This is a genomic window from Streptomyces echinoruber (assembly GCF_014651135.1).
In the GTDB taxonomy this organism is placed as follows: Bacteria; Actinomycetota; Actinomycetes; order Streptomycetales; family Streptomycetaceae; genus Streptomyces; species Streptomyces echinoruber.
The window spans coordinates 109,469-126,216 of sequence record NZ_BMWH01000013.1 but is presented as its reverse complement, the minus strand read 5'-3'; the positions used below and the strand labels follow the sequence as shown (position 1 = coordinate 126,216).

The 16,748-nt window shown below is 76.8% G+C and carries 14 protein-coding genes; 6 read left to right on the top strand and 8 right to left on the bottom strand.

The window, feature by feature from the left end:
- Nucleotides 1–1,071 precede the first annotated feature (1,071 nt).
- Nucleotides 1,072–2,274 (top strand): amino acid deaminase/aldolase, encoded by a 1,203-nt coding sequence (locus IE225_RS16975; RefSeq protein ID WP_190058368.1) that lies wholly within the window; start codon nucleotides 1,072–1,074, stop codon nucleotides 2,272–2,274.
- 75 nt (nucleotides 2,275–2,349) lie between these two features.
- Here the strand turns inward: IE225_RS16975 and IE225_RS16970 are convergent, their stop codons facing one another.
- The 4 genes from IE225_RS16970 to IE225_RS16955 all read right to left on the bottom strand — a co-directional run bounded on the left by IE225_RS16970 (nucleotide 2,350) and on the right by IE225_RS16955 (nucleotide 7,025).
- On the bottom strand, nucleotides 2,350–3,273 hold the full coding sequence (locus IE225_RS16970) for a DUF2510 domain-containing protein (RefSeq protein ID WP_190058418.1): 924 nt from the start codon (nucleotides 3,271–3,273) through the stop codon (nucleotides 2,350–2,352).
- A gap of 72 nt (nucleotides 3,274–3,345) precedes the next feature.
- On the bottom strand, nucleotides 3,346–4,188 hold the full coding sequence (locus IE225_RS16965) for a 3-oxoacyl-ACP reductase (RefSeq protein ID WP_229879624.1): 843 nt from the start codon (nucleotides 4,186–4,188) through the stop codon (nucleotides 3,346–3,348).
- A gap of 7 nt (nucleotides 4,189–4,195) precedes the next feature.
- Nucleotides 4,196–5,548 carry an aldehyde dehydrogenase family protein gene (locus tag IE225_RS16960; protein ID WP_190058416.1) on the bottom strand — a complete coding sequence of 451 codons (1,353 nt, stop codon included), beginning with the start codon at nucleotides 5,546–5,548 and terminating at the stop codon, nucleotides 4,196–4,198.
- A gap of 112 nt (nucleotides 5,549–5,660) precedes the next feature.
- On the bottom strand, nucleotides 5,661–7,025 hold the full coding sequence (locus IE225_RS16955) for a glutamine synthetase family protein (RefSeq protein WP_190058367.1): 1,365 nt from the start codon (nucleotides 7,023–7,025) through the stop codon (nucleotides 5,661–5,663).
- Nucleotides 7,026–7,110: 85 nt separating this feature from the next.
- Between IE225_RS16955 and IE225_RS16950 the strand changes: the two genes are divergently transcribed.
- Complete coding sequence (locus tag IE225_RS16950) at nucleotides 7,111–7,848, top strand: FadR/GntR family transcriptional regulator (RefSeq protein ID WP_190058366.1); 738 nt, start codon at nucleotides 7,111–7,113, stop codon at nucleotides 7,846–7,848.
- Between the two features lie 130 nt (nucleotides 7,849–7,978).
- A complete protein-coding gene (locus tag IE225_RS16945) occupies nucleotides 7,979–8,725 on the top strand; it encodes a gamma-glutamyl-gamma-aminobutyrate hydrolase family protein (RefSeq protein WP_190058365.1) in 747 nt (248 codons plus the stop codon).
- 155 nt (nucleotides 8,726–8,880) lie between these two features.
- Here the strand turns inward: IE225_RS16945 and IE225_RS16940 are convergent, their stop codons facing one another.
- Genes IE225_RS16940 through IE225_RS16930 form a run of 3 tightly spaced genes read right to left on the bottom strand, consistent with a single transcriptional unit; the run spans nucleotide 8,881 to nucleotide 11,183 of the window.
- Nucleotides 8,881–9,858, bottom strand: a complete 978-nt coding sequence (locus IE225_RS16940; RefSeq protein ID WP_190058364.1) for a LysR family transcriptional regulator — start codon at nucleotides 9,856–9,858, stop codon at nucleotides 8,881–8,883.
- 9 nt (nucleotides 9,859–9,867) lie between these two features.
- Complete coding sequence (locus tag IE225_RS16935; RefSeq protein WP_190058363.1) at nucleotides 9,868–10,617, bottom strand: helical backbone metal receptor; 750 nt, start codon at nucleotides 10,615–10,617, stop codon at nucleotides 9,868–9,870.
- Nucleotides 10,617–11,183 (bottom strand): helix-turn-helix domain-containing protein, encoded by a 567-nt coding sequence (locus IE225_RS16930; RefSeq protein WP_190058362.1) that lies wholly within the window; start codon nucleotides 11,181–11,183, stop codon nucleotides 10,617–10,619. The genes IE225_RS16935 and IE225_RS16930 overlap by 1 nt, the downstream gene beginning before the upstream one ends.
- A gap of 381 nt (nucleotides 11,184–11,564) precedes the next feature.
- On the opposite strand from IE225_RS16930, the gene IE225_RS16925 reads away from it, so the two are divergent.
- The 3 genes from IE225_RS16925 (at nucleotide 11,565) to IE225_RS16915 (ending at nucleotide 14,907) form a co-directional block, all read left to right on the top strand.
- Entirely contained in the window at nucleotides 11,565–12,497 is a 933-nt protein-coding gene (locus IE225_RS16925; RefSeq protein WP_190058415.1) for a 5'-3' exonuclease, read from the top strand.
- Between the two features lie 208 nt (nucleotides 12,498–12,705).
- Nucleotides 12,706–13,548, top strand: a complete 843-nt coding sequence (locus tag IE225_RS16920) for a siderophore-interacting protein (RefSeq protein WP_190058361.1) — start codon at nucleotides 12,706–12,708, stop codon at nucleotides 13,546–13,548.
- Between the two features lie 411 nt (nucleotides 13,549–13,959).
- Nucleotides 13,960–14,907: an RluA family pseudouridine synthase gene (locus tag IE225_RS16915; RefSeq protein ID WP_190058360.1), complete on the top strand. Its 948-nt coding sequence runs from the start codon at nucleotides 13,960–13,962 to the stop codon at nucleotides 14,905–14,907.
- A gap of 272 nt (nucleotides 14,908–15,179) precedes the next feature.
- Here the strand turns inward: IE225_RS16915 and IE225_RS16910 are convergent, their stop codons facing one another.
- Nucleotides 15,180–16,733 carry a cytochrome P450 gene (locus IE225_RS16910; protein ID WP_190058359.1) on the bottom strand — a complete coding sequence of 518 codons (1,554 nt, stop codon included), beginning with the start codon at nucleotides 16,731–16,733 and terminating at the stop codon, nucleotides 15,180–15,182.
- Nucleotides 16,734–16,748: the final 15 nt, after the last annotated feature.

The window sequence follows — 16,748 nt, the reverse complement described above, 5'->3', positions numbered from 1 at the left end:
GCGGGGGCGCCGTGCGCGCCCCGGTCGCCGGTAGTACTCGGATCGGTGATCCCCGGACCGGGTACTACCGGCCCGGTGGTCCCCGGACCGCCGGTTCCCGAACCGCCGGCTCCCCGTCGGGGCCCGTCCGCGGAGGGCGCTCCGGGGGCCGGCGGGATGCGTCCGTCCCACCGGGCGTCCGGCTGTGTGCCGCCGGGCCGGGCGGGGCGGGGACGGGTGGGCGGCAGGCCCGTTCCCGGCCGGCGCGCGGCGTTCCCGGCCGTTCCGGCCGCGGGGCCGGAGCGGCCGTCCGGCTGGAGCGGTACGGCGCCGCCGAGGCGCCCGGTACCGGCCGGCTGCCGCGCCGGCCGCGGCGGCAGGCCGGAGCCGGTCGCGGTCCGGGTGGGCCGTGCGGCGTCCCCGGGGGTGGGCGCGGCGGCGTCGCGGGAGGCGTCCGGGTGCCGCGGCGGGGCCGGCGCGGGCCGGGGCGGTACGTCCGCGGACGTGCGGCGCGGGGCCCGGCCGCCGCCCGGCGGCGTGTCCGGGAAGCGTGCCGAGGCCGGCGGCGGGGGCGGGTACGCGGGTTCGGGGGCCCGGGGCGGGAAGGCGGGGACGCGGGGGCGGGTGCCCGCCGGGCCGGGGAGGGGCGGCTCGGACGCGCGTCCGGTCGTACGGTCCTCGCCGGTCGTGCCGCCTTCGCCCGTCGTGCGGCCCTCACCGGTCGTGCGGTCCTCGCCGCGCGCCTGCCGTGCGGGGCGGTCGTCGGCCGGGGTGGCGGGGCGCGGGGGCCGGGTGGGGCGCGGGGGGATGGAGGCGGGCCGCGCGTCCGTGCTCATGCACCCCCCGTTTCTCGTGCCCGGGCCCTGGGGCGGCACGGGCCGTCCGTTCCTGCGCCGTGCCCGTACGCGGGCACACCTACCCGTACGGAGACGGCGCCATCCCTGTTGGGGAACCGGGCGGGCGTCGTTCCTCCGTCCGTGCGCGTCACTCTACGGGTTGACCCGGCCGATGCGGGAACCGGTCGGCAGGCCCGGGGCTTCTGCCCGGAACATCCCCCTACCCTGCGGTAATCCGGTCTGGCAGGCTGCCCACATGACTTCGCGCGCCGCCGACCGGGCCCGCTACGACCGGGCCACCGCCCACCTGGACGCCCCCGTCGCCATCGTCGACCTGGACGCCTTCGACGCCAACGCCGACGACCTGGTGCGCCGCGCCGGGGGCAAGCCGATCCGCGTGGCCAGCAAGTCCGTCCGCTGCCGGGCCCTGCTCGAACGCGTCCTGGCCCGCGACGGCTTCGCGGGAGTGATGTCGTTCACGCTGCCCGAGTCGCTGTGGCTGGCGCGCTCCGGCTTCGGCGACGTCCTGCTCGCCTACCCGTCGGCCGACCGCGGGGGCTACGCGGAGCTGACCGCCGATCCGAAGCTGGCCGCCGCCGTGACGGTGACGGTGGACGACGTGGCGCAGCTCGACCTCATCGACGCCGCGCGCCAGGGCGGACGCGAAGTGGTGCGGGTGTGCCTGGAGTTGGACACCTCGCTGAAGCTGCTGGGCGGCCGGGTGCGGGTCGGCGCGCGCCGCTCCCCGCTGCACTCCCCCGCCCAACTCGCCGACCTGGCCCGCTCGGTGGCCCGGCGGCCGGGTTTCCGGCTGGTGGGAGTCATGGCGTACGAGGGGCACATCGCGGGGGTCGGCGACGCGGTCGCCGGCCGTCCGCTGCGCTCGCGGGCGGTGCGGCTGATGCAGGCTGCGGCCCGCCGGGAGCTGGCCGAGCGGCGCGCCGCGGCGGTGCGCGCGGTGCGGGCGGTCGCGCCGGAGCTGGAGTTCGTCAACGGCGGCGGCACGGGCAGCGTGCAGTACACGGCCGCCGAGGACGCGGTCACGGAGATCGCGGCCGGCTCGGGGCTGTACGTGCCGCGGCTGTTCGACCACTACTCCTCCTTCCGCGGGCGCCCGGCGGCGCTGTTCGCGCAGCCCGTGGTGCGGCGTCCGGGGGTGGGCGTGGTGACGGTCCTGGGCGGCGGCTACCCGGCCTCCGGCGCGGCCGGGCGGGACCGGCTGCCGGTGCCGTACCTGCCCGAGGGGCTGCGCTACGACCCCCGGGAGGGCGCCGGCGAGGTGCAGACGCCGCTGCTGGGGGCGGCCGCCGACGACCTGCTGATCGGGGACAGGGTGTGGTTCCGGCACGCCAAGGCGGGCGAGCTGTGCGAGCGGTTCGACGTGCTGCACCTGGTGGAGGGCGACCGGGTGACGGCGACGGTGCCGACGTACCGGGGTGAGGGCCGCACCTTCCTGTAGCCCGCAACGAGTTGCTGACCTGCAGCCCGCACAGGGTTGCCGACCTGTAGCCCGCACCGGGTTTCTGACGTACCGTCAGCCAGTGGGGCCGATGCTGCTGCCGACGCCGCCGCCGGTGGCCGCGTCGCCGAGGGGCCGTATGCCCTGGGTGATGCGGTCCATGTCGGACAGCGGCGGCCCGTCCGGTCCGGCGTCGAAGACGAAGCGGACGACGACCGGGGACTCGGTGCCGGTGCTGGAGGGGAAGACGAGGGACTCCACGTAGCCGCCGGGGCCCTTGGCGGTGGTCACGCGCCAGCGCACGAAGTAGCCGGCGCGGCCCGCGACGGCCACCGTGCCGGACTTCACCTCGCGGTGGGCGGTGATGCCGCCGTAGGGGCGCTCGTCGAGGCGGTCGCGGTCGTAGGCCAGGTCCGCGGCGTCCTCGATGTCGTCGCGGGCGATGGCCTCGGGGGTGCCGTCGCCCGCGGAGGCGGTGCGGGTGGAGACCAGGCCGTGGCGGCAGAAGCCGGTGCCGCCGGGGCAGTCGTAGGTGCCGTCGGTGGTCATGACGACGGCGTCGTCGGAGACGTACCGCGGCCGCACCCAGCCGTCGGGCAGGGGCAGGGTGATGCCGTTGAGCTGGTCGACGACGACGGAGGGGTCGTCGGTGGGCGCCGGGGCGGAAGGGGAGGCGGAGGTGGGGTGCGGGGACGCCACCGGGGAGGTGGGGGCCGTCTTCGCCCGCGCGCCGCCGCCGTCGCCGTCCCGCAGGACGACCGCGCCGGTGACGATCGCGGCGACGAGGACGGCGGCGGCGACGGTGAGCGCGACCGCCTTCGCGCGGGCGGAGCCGCCGGGGAGCGGGGACGACGGGGACGACGGGAGCGGCGGCACGGGCGGCACCGGTGCGGCCGGGGGCGCGGGGGCGCGCCGGTGCTCGGTCCAGGCCGTGCCGTCCCACCAGCGTTCCTGGTGCGGGGCGGCGGGGTCGGGGTACCAGCCGGGCGGCGGGGTCATGCTCATTGCGGCACTGTAGGCCGGGCGCCCGGACCGGCGCACGGCCCGGTCCGGGCGCCCGGCCGCGGGCCGCTAGAGCGGGGTGACGTACGCGCCGGCGATGCCGCCGTCGACGAGGAAGTCGGTGGCGTTGACGAAGGAGGAGTCGTCGCTGGCGAGGAAGGCGACGGCGGCGGCGATCTCCTCGGCCTCCGCGAACCGGCCGACCGGAATGTGCACCAGGCGCCGCGCGGCCCGCTCCGGGTCCTTGGCGAACAGCTCCCGCAGCAGCGGGGTGTTGACCGGGCCGGGGCACAGGGCGTTGACGCGGATGCCCTCCCGGGCGAACTGCACGCCGAGTTCCCGGGAGAGGGCGAGCACGCCGCCCTTGGAGGCGGTGTAGGAGATCTGCGAGGTCGCCGCGCCCATGCGGGCCACGAAGGACGCGGTGTTGATGATGGAGCCCTTGCGCTGCCGCAGCATGTGGGGCAGGGCGGCCTTGCAGCACAGGTAGACGGAGGTGAGGTTGACCTCCTGCACCCGCTTCCACGCCTCCAGGCCGGTGTCCAGGATGGAGTCGTCGTCGGGCGGGGAGATGCCGGCGTTGTTGAAGGCGACGTCGACGCTGCCGTAGGTGTCGTACGCGCTCTGGAAGAGGTTCTCGACCTGCTCGGGGTCGGTGACGTCGACCTTGACGAAGAGTCCGCCCACCTCGTCGGCGGCGGCCTTGCCGCGGACCTCGTCGACGTCGCCGCAGACGACGTGCGCGCCCTCGGCGGCGAGTCGGCGGGCGGAGGCGAGGCCGATGCCGCTGCCCGCTCCGGTGACGACGGCGGTACGGCCCACCAGGCGGCGGCAGACGATGCCCCCGGTACTGCCCTCGGTACTGCGCTCGGTGCTGTGCTCGGTGCTGTGCTCGGTGCTGTGCTCGGTCATGTGCGGCTCAGGCCTCCGTGCTGAGGAAGACGTTCTTGGTCTCGGTGAAGGCGGCCAGCGCGTCCGGGCCGAGCTCGCGGCCCAGACCGGACTGCTTGAAGCCGCCGAAGGGGGTCCAGTAGCGGACGGACGCGTGGGAGTTGACGGACAGGTTGCCGGCGCGGACGCCCCGCGCGACGCGCAGGGCGCGGCCCACGTCCCGGGTCCAGACGGAGCCGGAGAGGCCGTACGGCGTGGCGTTGGCGAGGCGGACCGCGTCGGCCTCGTCGTCGAAGGGCAGCACGACGGCGACGGGGCCGAAGACCTCCTCGACGGCCACCCGGGCGTCGGGGGCGACGCCGGTGAGGACGGTGGGCGGGAACCAGAAGCCGGGGCCCTCAGGGGCCTTGCCGCGGATGCCGTCGGCGCCGTCGGGGACGTAGGAGCGCACGCGCTCCAGCTGGGCGCGGGAGATCAGCGGGCCCATCTGCGTGGTCTCCTCGGCCGGGTCGCCGACGGTGACGGACTCGACCGCGGGGGCGAGCAGGCCGAGGAAGCGGTCGAGGACGGTGCGCTGGACGAGGATGCGGGTGCGGGCGCAGCAGTCCTGGCCGGCGTTGTCGAGGAAGGACAGGGGGGCGGCGCGGGCGGCGGCCTCCAGGTCGGCGTCGGCGAAGACGATGTTGGGGCTCTTGCCGCCGAGTTCGAGGGTGACGCGCTTGAGGTGGCCGGCCCCCTTGGCCAGCACCTGCCGGCCCACGGCCGTCGACCCGGTGAAGACGATCTTCGCCACGCCGGGGTGTTCGACGAGGGCCTCGCCGGCGATCCGGCCGTGGCCGGGCAGCACCTGGAACAGGCCCTCGGGCAGCCCGGCCGCCAGGGCGAGTTCGGCCAGGCGCAGCGCGGTCAGCGGGGTGGTCTCGGCGGGTTTGAGGAGCACCGCGTTGCCGGCGGCGAGCGCCGGGGCCGTGCCCCAGGCGGCGATCGGCAGGGGGAAGTTCCAGGGGGCGATCACGCCGACGACGCCTAGCGGTTCCAGGAAGGTGACGTCGACGCCGCCCGCCACCGGGATCTGACGGCCCGTCAGTCGCTCCACTCCCCCGGCCGCGTAGTCCAGCAGGTCGCGCACGTTGCCCGCCTCCCAGCGGGCGTTGCCGATCGTGTGCCCGGCCTCGCGCACCTCCAGCCGGGCCAGTTCCTCGACGTGGTCGTCGACGGCGGCGGCGAACCGGCGCAGCAGCCGGGCCCGTTCGCCGGGCGCCAGGGCCGCCCACCGCTCCTGCGCCCGGGCGGCCCGGGCGACCGCGGCGTCCACGTCGGCGGCGGTGGCGGCCGGGACGGTGGCGATCACCTCCTCGGTGGCCGGGTTCAGGACGGTCAGGACGGCCGGCTCGGGCCGGTCGGCGGAGGGCGGGTCGCCGGAGGGCCGGTCGGCGCGGGACCGGTCGCCGGAGGGCCGGTCGTCGGGGAGTCGGTCGGTCACGGCAGTGGCCTCACATGCGTTCGAAGGAGCGGCGCAGTTCCCAGTCGGTGACCGCGGCGTCGAAGGCGTCCAGCTCGACGCGCGCCATGTTGCGGTAGTGCGCGACGACCTCGTCGCCGAAGGCGGCCCGGGCGATCGGGCTGCGCTCCCACAGCTCGGCGGCCTCGCGCAGGGTGGTGGGGACGTGGGTGTGGCCGGCGGCGTAGGCGTTGCCGGCGCACGGCTCGGGCAGCTCCAGCTCCCGCTCCAGCCCGTACAGGCCGGCCGCGACCATCCCGGCGACGGCGAGGTGCGGGTTGACGTCGCCGCCCGGCACCCGGTTCTCGAAGCGCAGGGAGCGGCCGTGGCCCACGACCCTCAGGGCGCAGGTGCGGTTGTCGTGCCCCCAGGCGACGGCGGTCGGGGCGAAGGAGCCCGGCTGGAACCGCTTGTAGGAGTTGATGTTCGGCGCGTACAGGAGGCTGAAGTCGCGCAGGGCGGCGAGCTGTCCGGCGAGGAAGTGCCGCATGGTGGCGGACATGCCGCCGGGCCCGTCGCCGGGCATGACGCTGCGGCCGTCCTTGCCGGTGAGCGACAGGTGGATGTGGCAGGAGTTGCCCTCCCGCTCGTTGTACTTGGCCATGAAGGTCAGCGACACGCCCTCCTGGGCGGCGATCTCCTTGGCGCCGGTCTTGTAGAGCGCGTGCTGGTCGCAGGTGACCAGGGCCTCGGCGTAGCGGAAGGCGATCTCGTGCTGGCCCGGGTTGCACTCGCCCTTGGCGGACTCCACGGTCAGGCCGGCGCCGGCCATCTCGTTGCGCAGGCGCCGCAGCAGGGGCTCGATGCGGCCGGTGCCGAGGATGGAGTAGTCGACGTTGTACTGGTTGACCGGGGTCAGGCCGCGGTAGCCGGCGTCCCAGGCCTGCTCGTAGGTGTCGCGGAAGACGATGAACTCCAGCTCGGTGCCGACCTGCGCGGTCAGCCCGTGCCCGGCGAGCCGCTGGAGCTGGCGGCGCAGGATCTGCCGGGGGGCTGCGGCCACCGGGGAGCCGTCGTGCCAGGCGAGGTCGGCCAGGACCAGGGCGGTGCCGGGGTGCCAGGGCAGGCGGCGCAGGGTGGCGAGGTCGGGGCGCATCGCGAAGTCGCCGTAGCCGCGGTCCCAGGAGGACATGGCGTAGCCGTCGACGGTGTTCATGTCGGCGTCGACGGCGAGGAGGTAGGTGCAGCCCTCACTGCCGTGGTGGAGGACCTCGTCGAGGAAGAAGCGGGCGGCGAACCGCTTGCCCTGGAGGCGGCCCTGCATGTCGGGGAAGGCCAGGACGACGGTGTCGATCTCGCCGCCCGCGACGAGGGCGTGCAGCTCCTCGACGCCGAGCGGGGGCCTGCGGTCTGCCACGAAAGCGCCTCCTTCGGCTTTCCGGATCAGCCGGAAGCCATAAGGTATGGCCGACGACCATTGCTTGGGAAGGGGGCGCGGCGGGATGGCGCGGGACGCGGGACCGGACCGGGCGGGCGACCGTCTCGCGCCGGTGCTGCGGCCGGTGCGGGCCGGCAACGGCTTCGAGGAGGCGCTGGAGCAGATCCTGCAGGTGGTCCGGCTCGGCCTGGTCCCGGCCGGGGAGCGGCTGCCCGCCGAGCGGGAGCTGGCCCGGCGGCTCGGCATCAGCCGGGTGACGCTGCGCGAGGTGCTCAAGGTGCTGCAGGAGCAGGGGCTGGTGGAGGCGCGGCGGGGGCGCTACGGCGGGACCTTCGTGCTGCCGCGCGCCGACGAGCCCGGCGAGGACGCGCTGCGCAGCCGGGCGGCCGGGGTGGACCTGGAGGACGTGCTGCGCTTCCGGGAGGTGCTGGAGGTGGGCGCGGCCGGCCTGTGCGCGGCGCACGGGCTGTCCGGCGAGCGGGCCGCCCGGCTGCGGGAGGCGCTGGCGGGCACGCACGACGCGCCGCCGGCCGACTACCGCCGGCGCGACACGCTGCTCCACCTCACCCTGGCCGAGCTGTGCGGCTCGCCGTCGCTCACCGCGCAGTACGCGGCGGTCCGGGCCACCGTCAACGACCTGCTCGACTGCATCCCGCTGCTGGTGCGCAACCTGGAGCACTCGCAGCGGCAGCACATCGCGCTGGTCGAGGCGGTCCTGGACGGCGACGCGGAGGCGGCACGGGAGATCATGCGGGAGCACTGCGCGGGGACGGCGGCGCTGCTGCGGGGATTCCTGGCGTAGGCGCGGGCCCGGGCGGCCGGGCGGGTACGAGAGGCACGGGCGGCACGGGCCTCGGCGCCGGGCGGAGCGACGGTGCCGAGGCGGCAGTCAAAGGTAAGCATCCGAACCATTGCAGGCAGGAGGGGTCCATGTGACCGGGCGACCGCTGATCGGGGTCAGCACCTACCTGGAGGCCGAGGCGCGCTGGGGCGTGTGGCGGCTGGAGGCGGCGCTGCTGCCGGCCGGGTATCCGCGGCTCGTGCAGCGGGCGGGCGGACTCGCCGCGATGCTGCCGCCGGACGCGCCCCGGCACGCGGCGGCCGCCGTCGCCCGGCTGGACGGGCTGGTGATCGCGGGCGGCCCGGACGTGGACCCGGCGCGCTACGGCGCCGCGCGCGACCCCCGTACGGGCCCGCCCGCCCCGGCGCGCGACGCCTGGGAACTGGCGCTGATCGAGGCGGCGCTGGCCGCGGGCGTCCCGCTGCTGGGCGTCTGCCGGGGCATGCAGCTGCTGAACGTCGCCCTGGGCGGCACCCTCGTCCAGCACGTCGACGGCCACGCGGAGACGCCCGGCGTCTTCGGCCGCCACCCGGTGCGGCCGGTGCCCGGCACGCGCTACGCCGGGATCGTCCCGGAGGAGGTCCGCGTGCCGACGTACCACCACCAGGCCGTCGACCGCCTCGGCACCGGCCTGATCGCCTCCGCGCACGCCGTGGACGGCACCGTGGAGGCGATCGAGCCGGCGGCGCCCGGCTCGGCCGCCTGGGTGCTGGGGGTGCAGTGGCATCCGGAGATGGGCGAGGACCTGCGGGTGATGCGGGCCCTGGTGGCCGCGGCCGCCCGCCCGGCCCGGCGGGGCGAGGAGGCGCCGGCCGGGCCGCACCGCCATCCCCGGTGAGGCCGGCACCGTCTTCCCCGGTGCGGCCGGCACCGGCGGCACCGCCCGGCCGCGCGCCCTGCCGCCCGGCCGGTGCGGGCGGGGCACCCGGCTGGTACGGGCGGGGCACCCGGCTGGTACGGACGGGCACCGCGGGCGCGTCCCGCGCCGCTCCCCTACCCGGGCACCGGCTCCGTCCCCCGGGCGGCCGGCCTGCGGGTGAGGGAGAGCAGGTCCCGGGCCGGGCCCGTCGGCCGGTGCCCGGTGGGCCAGACCGCGCGCAGGGCGCGGCGCAGGGGCACGCCCTCCACCGGGATGCGGACCAGGCGCCGCAGGGACAGCTCGTCCCGCACGGCGAGTTCGCTCAGCACCGCCGGGCCGGCCCCGCTCACCGCGGAGGCCTTGACCGCGGTGGTGGAGGACAGCTCGATCAGGGGCCGGGCCAGGCCGCCGAGCGCGGTGTCGAGGACCTGGCGGGTGCCGGAGCCCTGCTCGCGCAGGATCAGCGGGGTGGCCGCCGGCTCGTCCGGCGCCAGGGGACGGCGCCGGCGGGCCCAGGCGTGGGCGGGTGCCGTGACGACGATCAGCCGGTCGTGGGCGACGACGGCGGAGTCGAGACCGGGCGGCACCGCCACGCCCTCCACGAAGCCGGGGTCGGCCTCGCCGGCGAGCAGCCGCTGCGCCACCGCCGCCGAGTTCCCGGCGAGCGGGGAGACGGCCGTGTCGGGCCGCCGGGTGCGCAACGCGAGCAGCCGGCCCGGCAGCAGGTACTCCGCGATGGTCATGCTCGCCGCCACCCGCAGCCGCGTCTCCCGCCGGCCGCGCAGCGCCTGCGCCCCGGCGTCGAAGGCCTCCGCCGCCTCGACGACCCGCCGGGCCCAGTCGGTGACCAGCGCGCCGGCGTCGGTGAGCCGCGAGCCGCGCGGCGAGCGGTCGACCAGTGCCAGGCCCAGCTGCCGTTCCATGGACCGCAGGCGGCTGCCGGCCGCCGGCTGGGTGATGCCGAGTTCCCGGGCCGCCCCGCCCAGGCTGCCCAGCCGGGCCACCGCCGGCAGCAGCTCCAGGGCCCCCAGGTCCGGCACCCGGTGCGCCGGCGCCCCCGGCGCGGGGCCGTCGGCCCGTGCGCGCCCGGCCCGGTCGTCGCTTCCGCTCATCGGCCAAGGTTATGCCGGGTGGGGCGGCAGCCCGGCGTCCGCCAGCGCCGCGCCCAGCACGGCCGGCGCCTCCGCCAGCGACGGCCCGTACCACGTCAGGTGCCGTCCGCTCACCAGCGCGCACCGCAATCCCGGAAAGGCCTCCGGTCCGTCGTCCGGGCCGAACCGGTACGGCTCGTCCGGGAGCACCACCAGGTCCGGCGCCGCCGCCCGCAGCTCGGCCGGCGGGACGCGCGGGTAGCGCTCGGCGTGCCCGGCGTACACGTTGTCCACGCCGAGGCGGGCCAGCACGTCCCCGGCGAAGGTGTCCCGGCCCAGCACCATCCACGGCCGCCGCCAGACGGGCACCACCGCGCTCGCGCGCCGCCGCGGCCGCGGCAGGCCGTCCCAGGTCTCCTCGGCCCGGTCGAGCCAGCCGGGCCGGCTCCGGGCCCCGCAGGCCGCCACCACCCGCTCCAGTTCCCGGAAGGCCTGCGGCACGTCGCGCACCTCGGTCACCAGCACCTCCGGGCCGGCCGCGCGCAGGGCGTCCAGGTCCGCGGCGCGGTTTTCCTCCTCGTTGGCGACGACCAGGTCCGGGGCGAGCGCGGCGATCCGCTCGACGTCGGGGTTCTTGGTGCCGCCGACGCGGGTGACGTCCAGGCCGGCCGGGTGGGTGCACCAGTTGGTGGCGCCGACGAGGGCGCCGGGCACGGTGACGGCGATCGCCTCGGTGAGGGAGGGCACCAGGGACACCACCCTCGGCGGCGGGGGCCGCATCAGCGGGTCCGGTCCTGCACCGCCTCGATGTGCTCGGCGACGGCGACGACGATCACGCGGGTCTCCGGCACCGTGGCCCGCCAGCGGTGGCGCACCCCGCCGGTGAGGTACAGGGTGTCGCCGCGGCCGAGCCGGTAGGCGCGGCCCTCCGCCTCGATCTCGACGGCGCCGTCGGCGACGTACATCAGCTCGTCGTTGCGGTGCTGGAACTCGCGGCAGGTGTCGTGGTCGCCGGTGAACTCCGAGGCGTGCAGCTGGTGGTGGCCGCGCACCAGGGAGCGCATGCGGGGCTCGGGGGAGAGCTCGGTGGTCTCGGCGCGTACGACGTCGACGCTGCACGCCGGGTCGGCCGCCGCGAGCAGCTCCACGGCGGTGGTGCGCAGCGCGTCGGCCACCTTCTCCAGGGAGCTGCGGCTGGGGCGGGCCCGGTCGTTCTCGATCTGGCTCAGGAAGGGCACCGACAGGCCGCTGCGCTCGGCCACGGCGGCGAGGGTGAGTTCCAGCGCGCGGCGCCGCCTGCGGACGGCCGCGCCCACGCGAAGGGGCTGTTCCTTGTGGTCGCCCATCGCTCCGGCTCCCTCCGCCGCTCGTGCCGCCGTCCCCGCGCCCCTGCCCGGGCAGACGCCTTCTGATGACTTCTCTGCACCCTACGCATGTTCGGCAAACCGTTTCATGCACCCGTCACATCGGCGCACCCACCGCGGGGACACGACCCCGCGGTTCGCGCCGTCCCGGTGCTCCCTTACTGCTTCAATGCGCGGGCTCTCCGGCATGTTCCCACGGTGTCGCCGCGTGTCGGGCGGGGCGGGGAGAGTGAGCGGTGACGCCGAGTGGTTGGCCGGTTTCTTGTGGCGCGCGAGGGGCGTGCGGGCGGCGTGTCCGCCCCGGGCCGCACCCGCCGGCGGCCCGGGGCGCAGCGCCTCCGGTCGCTGTCGGTGGCGTACGGCATGATGCGGGACGTGACCGGACCACTGATGCTCCTCGACACCCCCTCGCTCTACTTCCGCGCCCACTTCGGCGTCCCGGAGTCCGTGAAGGCCCCGGACGGCACGCCGGTGAACGCCGTGCGCGGGCTGCTCGACTTCATCGACCGGCTCGTCAAGGACCACGCCCCGACGCATCTGGTGGCGTGCATGGACGCCGACTGGCGGCCGCGGTGGCGCGTCGAGCTGATCCCGTCCTACAAGGCGCACCGGGTCGCCGAGGAGCGCGGGGCGGCGCCCGACACCGAGGTGGTGCCCGACACCCTCGCCCCGCAGATCCCGGTCATCGAGGAGGTCCTGGACGCGGTCGGCATCGCGCGCGTGGGCGTCGCGGGCTACGAGGCCGACGACGTGATCGGCACGTTCACCGCGCGGGCGGCGGGCCCGGTGGACATCGTCACCGGCGACCGCGACCTGTTCCAGCTCGTGGACGACGCGCGCCGGGTGCGGGTGCTGTACCCGGTCAAAGGCGTCGGCACGCTGCGGTTCGTCGACGAGGCGGCACTGCGCGAGAAGTATGGGGTGGACGGGCCGGGGTACGCGGATCTGGCGCTGCTGCGCGGCGACCCGAGCGACGGGCTGCCGGGCGTGCCGGGCATCGGGGAGAAGACGGCGGCGCGGCTGCTGGCCGAGTTCGGCGACCTGGCCGGCGTCCTGGCGGCCGTCGACGACCCGGGGTCCAAGCTCACCCCGGCGCAGCGCAGGCGGCTGACCGAGGCGCGGCCGTACCTGGCGGTGGCGCCGAAGGTGGTACGGGTCGCCGGGGACGTCCCCCTGCCGGACGTCGACACGGCGCTGCCGCGCGCCCCGCGCGATCCGGCGGCGCTGGAGGCGCTCACGGAGCGCTGGGGACTGGGCGGGTCGCTGCGGCGGCTGCTGGCGACGCTGGGCGGGTGAGCGCGGGCGCGGCGACGCGGCACGGGCGGCACCGCGGTTGCCGTCGGCCCGCGGCCGGTGACTGGTGGCCGACGGCACGTGGCCGGTGGCCGGCGGTGCGTGGCCGAAGGCTTCGCGAACGGGTGCGCGTGGAGCTCCCGTGGCCCGGGTGCCGGACGACGGGAACTGATAACTTAGGCATACCTAAGTCATGAGCAGGGAGGCCGTGATGGCAGAACGCCCGGGACGCAAGCCGCGGAAACTGTACTCCGCCCAGGTCGTCCGCACCGAACGGCTCACCCCGCACATGCAGCGCGTGGTGCTCGGCGGCGCCGGCCTGGCCGGGTTTTCGGCGGGCACCTGCACCGACCACTACGTGAAGCTGCTGTTCCCGGCCGAGGGCGTGACCTACCCGGAACCGTTCGACCTGGAGCGCGTCCGCGCCGAGTTCCCGCGCGAGCAGTGGCCGGTGACCCGGACGTACACCGTGCGCTCCTGGGACCCCGAACACCGGGAGCTGACCGTGGACTTCGTCATCCACGGCGACGAGGGGCTGGCCGGTCCGTGGGCGCTGCGCGCCCGGCCGGGCGACACCGTCCGCTTCTTCGGCCCCGGCGGCGCCTACCGTCCCGACGCGACCGCCGACTGGCACCTGCTGGCCGGTGACGAGAGCGCGCTGCCCGCGATCGCGGCCGCCCTGGAGGCGCTGCCCCGCGGCGCGGTGGCCCACGCGTTCGTCGAGGTGGCCGGGCCCGAGGAGGAGCAGAAGATCGACTCCGACGTGGAGGTCACCTGGCTGCACCGCGGCGACCGGCCCGTCGGGGAGCGGCTCGTCGACGCCGTCCGCGGCCTGGCCTTCCCCGCGGGCCGCGTGCATGCCTTCGTGCACGGCGAGGCCGGCTGGGTGAAGGAGGTGCGCCGCCTGCTGCGGGTCGAGCACCGCGTCCCGCGGGAGGACCTGTCCATCTCCGGTTACTGGCGCGTCGGCCACGACGAGGACGGCTGGCAGGCCTCGAAGCGGGAGTGGAACGCGCGCGTGGAGGCCGAGCAGGAGGGCGCCTCGGCGGCGTAGGCACGGGCGTGGGGCCGCGCGCGGCGCCGTGGGCACGCGCGCGGCGCGGCGGGACGGCCGCCCGCGGGCTGCCGCGCGCACACCGTCGGCCGCCGCCGGGCCGTCCACCGGGTCCGGGCGACGGCGGCGCACCTCGGGCACCTCCCGCGAGCGCGCGGGCGCCGGGGCTCCGCCGCGGCCTCGGCGCGACGGCGGCCCGCGCGGCGGAGGCGGACGCCGTCGCGAAGGGGCGGGCGACGGCCGTGGCGGCGACGACGGCCCGGCGCGTTCCGGCGCGCCCGGCACGGCACGTTCCAGCGCGCCCGGCGGGCCGGGCAGGGCGGCCGCCCCGTCCTCGGCGCGGGCGCGCGGCGGCCGGACGGTCCCGGCCGGCCGGAAGTCCGCTGCCCGCGGTCCGTACCCTGGGCGGTGATGAGACGCAGGACCCCGCCCCCGCCCGCTCCCCTCCCCCAGCGTCGCGGCGTGGACCCGGTGCGGGTGCGGCTGCCGGCCGGCGGGCCGTGGGCCACCGTGCGGGAGCACCTGGTGGAACGGCTCGCGGCGGGGCCGGGCGTGGTGGACGGCATGTTCGAGGCGGGGCTGGTGGTGGGCGCCGACGGGCGGCCGGTGGCGCCGGACGCGGCGTACGTGCCGGGGCTGTACGTGTGGTTCCACCGGGAGCTGCCCGAGGAGGTGGAGGTGCCGTTCCCGGTGGAGGTGGTGTACCGCGACGAGCACATCGTGGTCGCCGACAAGCCGCACTTCCTCGCCACCACCCCGCGCGGCCGTCACGTCGCCGAGACGGCGCTGGCGCGGCTGCGCCGGGAGCTGGGCCTGCCCGCCCTGACCGCCGCCCACCGCCTGGACCGGCTCACCGCCGGCCTGGTGCTGTTCACCGTGCGGCCCGAGGAGCGCGGCGCGTACCAGACGCTCTTCCGCGACCGGAGGGTCCGCAAGGAGTACGAGGCCGTCGCGCCGTACGACCCGGGCCTCGCCCTGCCCGCGACCGTGCGCAGCCGCATCGTGAAGGAGCGCGGGGTGCTCACCGCCCGCGAGGTCCCGGGCGAGCCGAACGCGGTCAGCCGCGTCGAGCTGATCGAGCACCGCGCGGACGGGCTCGCGCGCTACCGCCTGGTTCCCGGCACCGGCCAGACCCACCAGCTCCGGGTCCACATGAACGCCCTGGGCGTGCCCATCCTCGGCGACCCGCTCTATCCGGAGGTGACCGCTCCCGGCCCGCCCGACGACTTCCGGCGCCCGCTCCAACTGCTGGCGCGGGAACTGGAGTTCACCGACCCGGTGACCGGGGCGCGGCACCGCTTCCGCAGCCCGCGGACGCTGGCGGCGTGGACGTCGCCCGAGGAGTGGGGCCGGGGCTGAGCCGGGGGCGCACCGCACCGGCGGGGCCGCCGGCACGGGCCCGGCCGGTCACCCCGCGCCCGACGGCCGCGGTCCGCCCGGCTCGCGGCCGTCACCCGGCCCGGCCGCGCCCGGCGCTCACCTCATGCCCCCGAGAGCCGCAGCCCCTTCGGGCTCGAGGCCTTCGCCCGCTCCCGGCCGCGTGACCCGCGTTCCCCGCGCACCGCCGGATGCCACCGCCTCCACCGTTCCTTCCCGGCGGGGGTTCCAGTGGCCCGGGCCCGCGGCCGCCGTCACTCCCCCTGCCACCACCGCAGGAGCCGCCGCAGCAGGCCCTGCGGACGCGTCCGCGGCGCCGGCGCCGGTGCCGGGGCCGGAGCCGGGCCCGGGACTGACGCCGGTGCCGGAGCCGGAGTTGGCGCCGGAGCCGATGCGGACTCGGCGGCCGCGGGTTTCGGCGCCGACGCGGTGACCGGTGCTGACGCGGTGACCGGTGCCGACGCGGTGACCGGTGCCGGCACGGGCGGGCGGGGCATGGGGACGGCCGGCGGGCCGGGGAGGGCGGAGACCTCCTGCTGGGCGGTCGGGCTGAACACCACCGGCAGCTCCACCAGGTGGCGCGAGGCGATGGACGCCGTCCAGCGCAACTCGTCCTCCCCGCAGGCGAGTTGCACGTCCGGCAGCCGCATGAGCAGCGCGTCGACGCCGATGTCGGCGATGGCGCGGCCGATGTCCTGGCCCGGGCACTCGTGGGGGCCGCCGCCGAAGGCGAGGTGGGAGCGGTTGCCCATCATGCCGGCGGACAGGTCGGGCCGGATGCGCGGGTCGACGTTGCCGGCGGCCGGCGCGAACAGCAGCCCGTCGCCCTTGCGGATGCGCCGCCCGCCCAACTCGGTCTCCTGCTTGGCGAAGTAGCCGAGGATGGTACTGAACGGCGGTTCGTTCCACAGCGACTGCTCCACCGCCTCCGGCACCGTCATCTGCCCGCCGCTGAGCTGCGCCATGAAGCCGGGCTCGGTGAGCACCATCCGCAGCACGTTGGCGAGGAGGTTGGCGGTGGCCTCGTAGGCGGCGAACAGCACCAGCCGCAGGTGCTCGCGCACCTCGTCGTCGGTCAGCCGCGCCGGGTGGTTGACGAGGTGGCTGGCGAAGTCGTCGGCGGGCCGGGCCCGGCGGCGGGCGGTGAGCCGGCCGAGGGCGTCCATGATGTGGGCGTGGCTGGCGATCGCCGTCTCGGTGCCCTTGAGGCTGTCGCGGGCGGCCCGCACGAACCGGTCGTCGTACTCCTCGGGCATGCCGAGGATCTCGCAGATCACCGCCATCGGCAGGTGGTCGGAGAACTGGCCGACGAGGTCGGCCTCCCCCTCCTCGCAGAACGCGTTGACGAGCCGGTGGGTGTGCCGGTTGACGTGCCGGCGCAGCGTGCGGAACTCGATGGTGGAGATGGCGGCGGTGACGGCGCCGCGCAGCCGCTTGTGCTCGTCGCCCTCGGCGTGCGAGCAGATGGGCTGCCAGGCGATGTGCGGCAGGAGGGGGTGGTCGGGTCTGACCAGGCCCTCGCGCAGCGGGGTCCAGACCCGGCTGTCCCGGGTGAACTGCGAGGGCGTGCGCACCATGTGCATGTTCTCGGCGTGACCCAGGACCACCCACAGCGGCAGGTCGTCGTGGATCAGCACGGGCGCGACGGGTCCGTGCTCGGCGCGCAGCCGCTCGTACAGCGCGGCCAGGTCCTCCGCCTCGTGCAGCCGGTACCGCCCCCCGGGGCCGAGGCCGTGCGCGGGGCAGCCGGGCGGCGGAGCGAGGACGGGGTCGTCGGTGCCCGTCGGGGAGTGGTATTCAGGCGTCACAGTGGTCGCTCCGAA

Coding starts and splice junctions, on each gene's coding strand:
- IE225_RS16975 (WP_190058368.1), top strand. CDS start 1,072: ATGACTTCGCGCGCCGCCGACCGGGCCCGCTACGACCGGGCCACCGCC.
- IE225_RS16970 (WP_190058418.1), bottom strand. CDS start 3,273: ATGACCCCGCCGCCCGGCTGGTACCCCGACCCCGCCGCCCCGCACCAG.
- IE225_RS16965 (WP_229879624.1), bottom strand. CDS start 4,188: ATGACCGAGCACAGCACCGAGCACAGCACCGAGCACAGCACCGAGCGC.
- IE225_RS16950 (WP_190058366.1), top strand. CDS start 7,111: ATGGCGCGGGACGCGGGACCGGACCGGGCGGGCGACCGTCTCGCGCCG.
- IE225_RS16940 (WP_190058364.1), bottom strand. CDS start 9,858: ATGAGCGGAAGCGACGACCGGGCCGGGCGCGCACGGGCCGACGGCCCC.
- IE225_RS16935 (WP_190058363.1), bottom strand. CDS start 10,617: ATGCGGCCCCCGCCGCCGAGGGTGGTGTCCCTGGTGCCCTCCCTCACC.
- IE225_RS16930 (WP_190058362.1), bottom strand. CDS start 11,183: ATGGGCGACCACAAGGAACAGCCCCTTCGCGTGGGCGCGGCCGTCCGC.
- IE225_RS16925 (WP_190058415.1), top strand. CDS start 11,565: ATGATGCGGGACGTGACCGGACCACTGATGCTCCTCGACACCCCCTCG.
- IE225_RS16920 (WP_190058361.1), top strand. CDS start 12,706: ATGGCAGAACGCCCGGGACGCAAGCCGCGGAAACTGTACTCCGCCCAG.
- IE225_RS16915 (WP_190058360.1), top strand. CDS start 13,960: ATGAGACGCAGGACCCCGCCCCCGCCCGCTCCCCTCCCCCAGCGTCGC.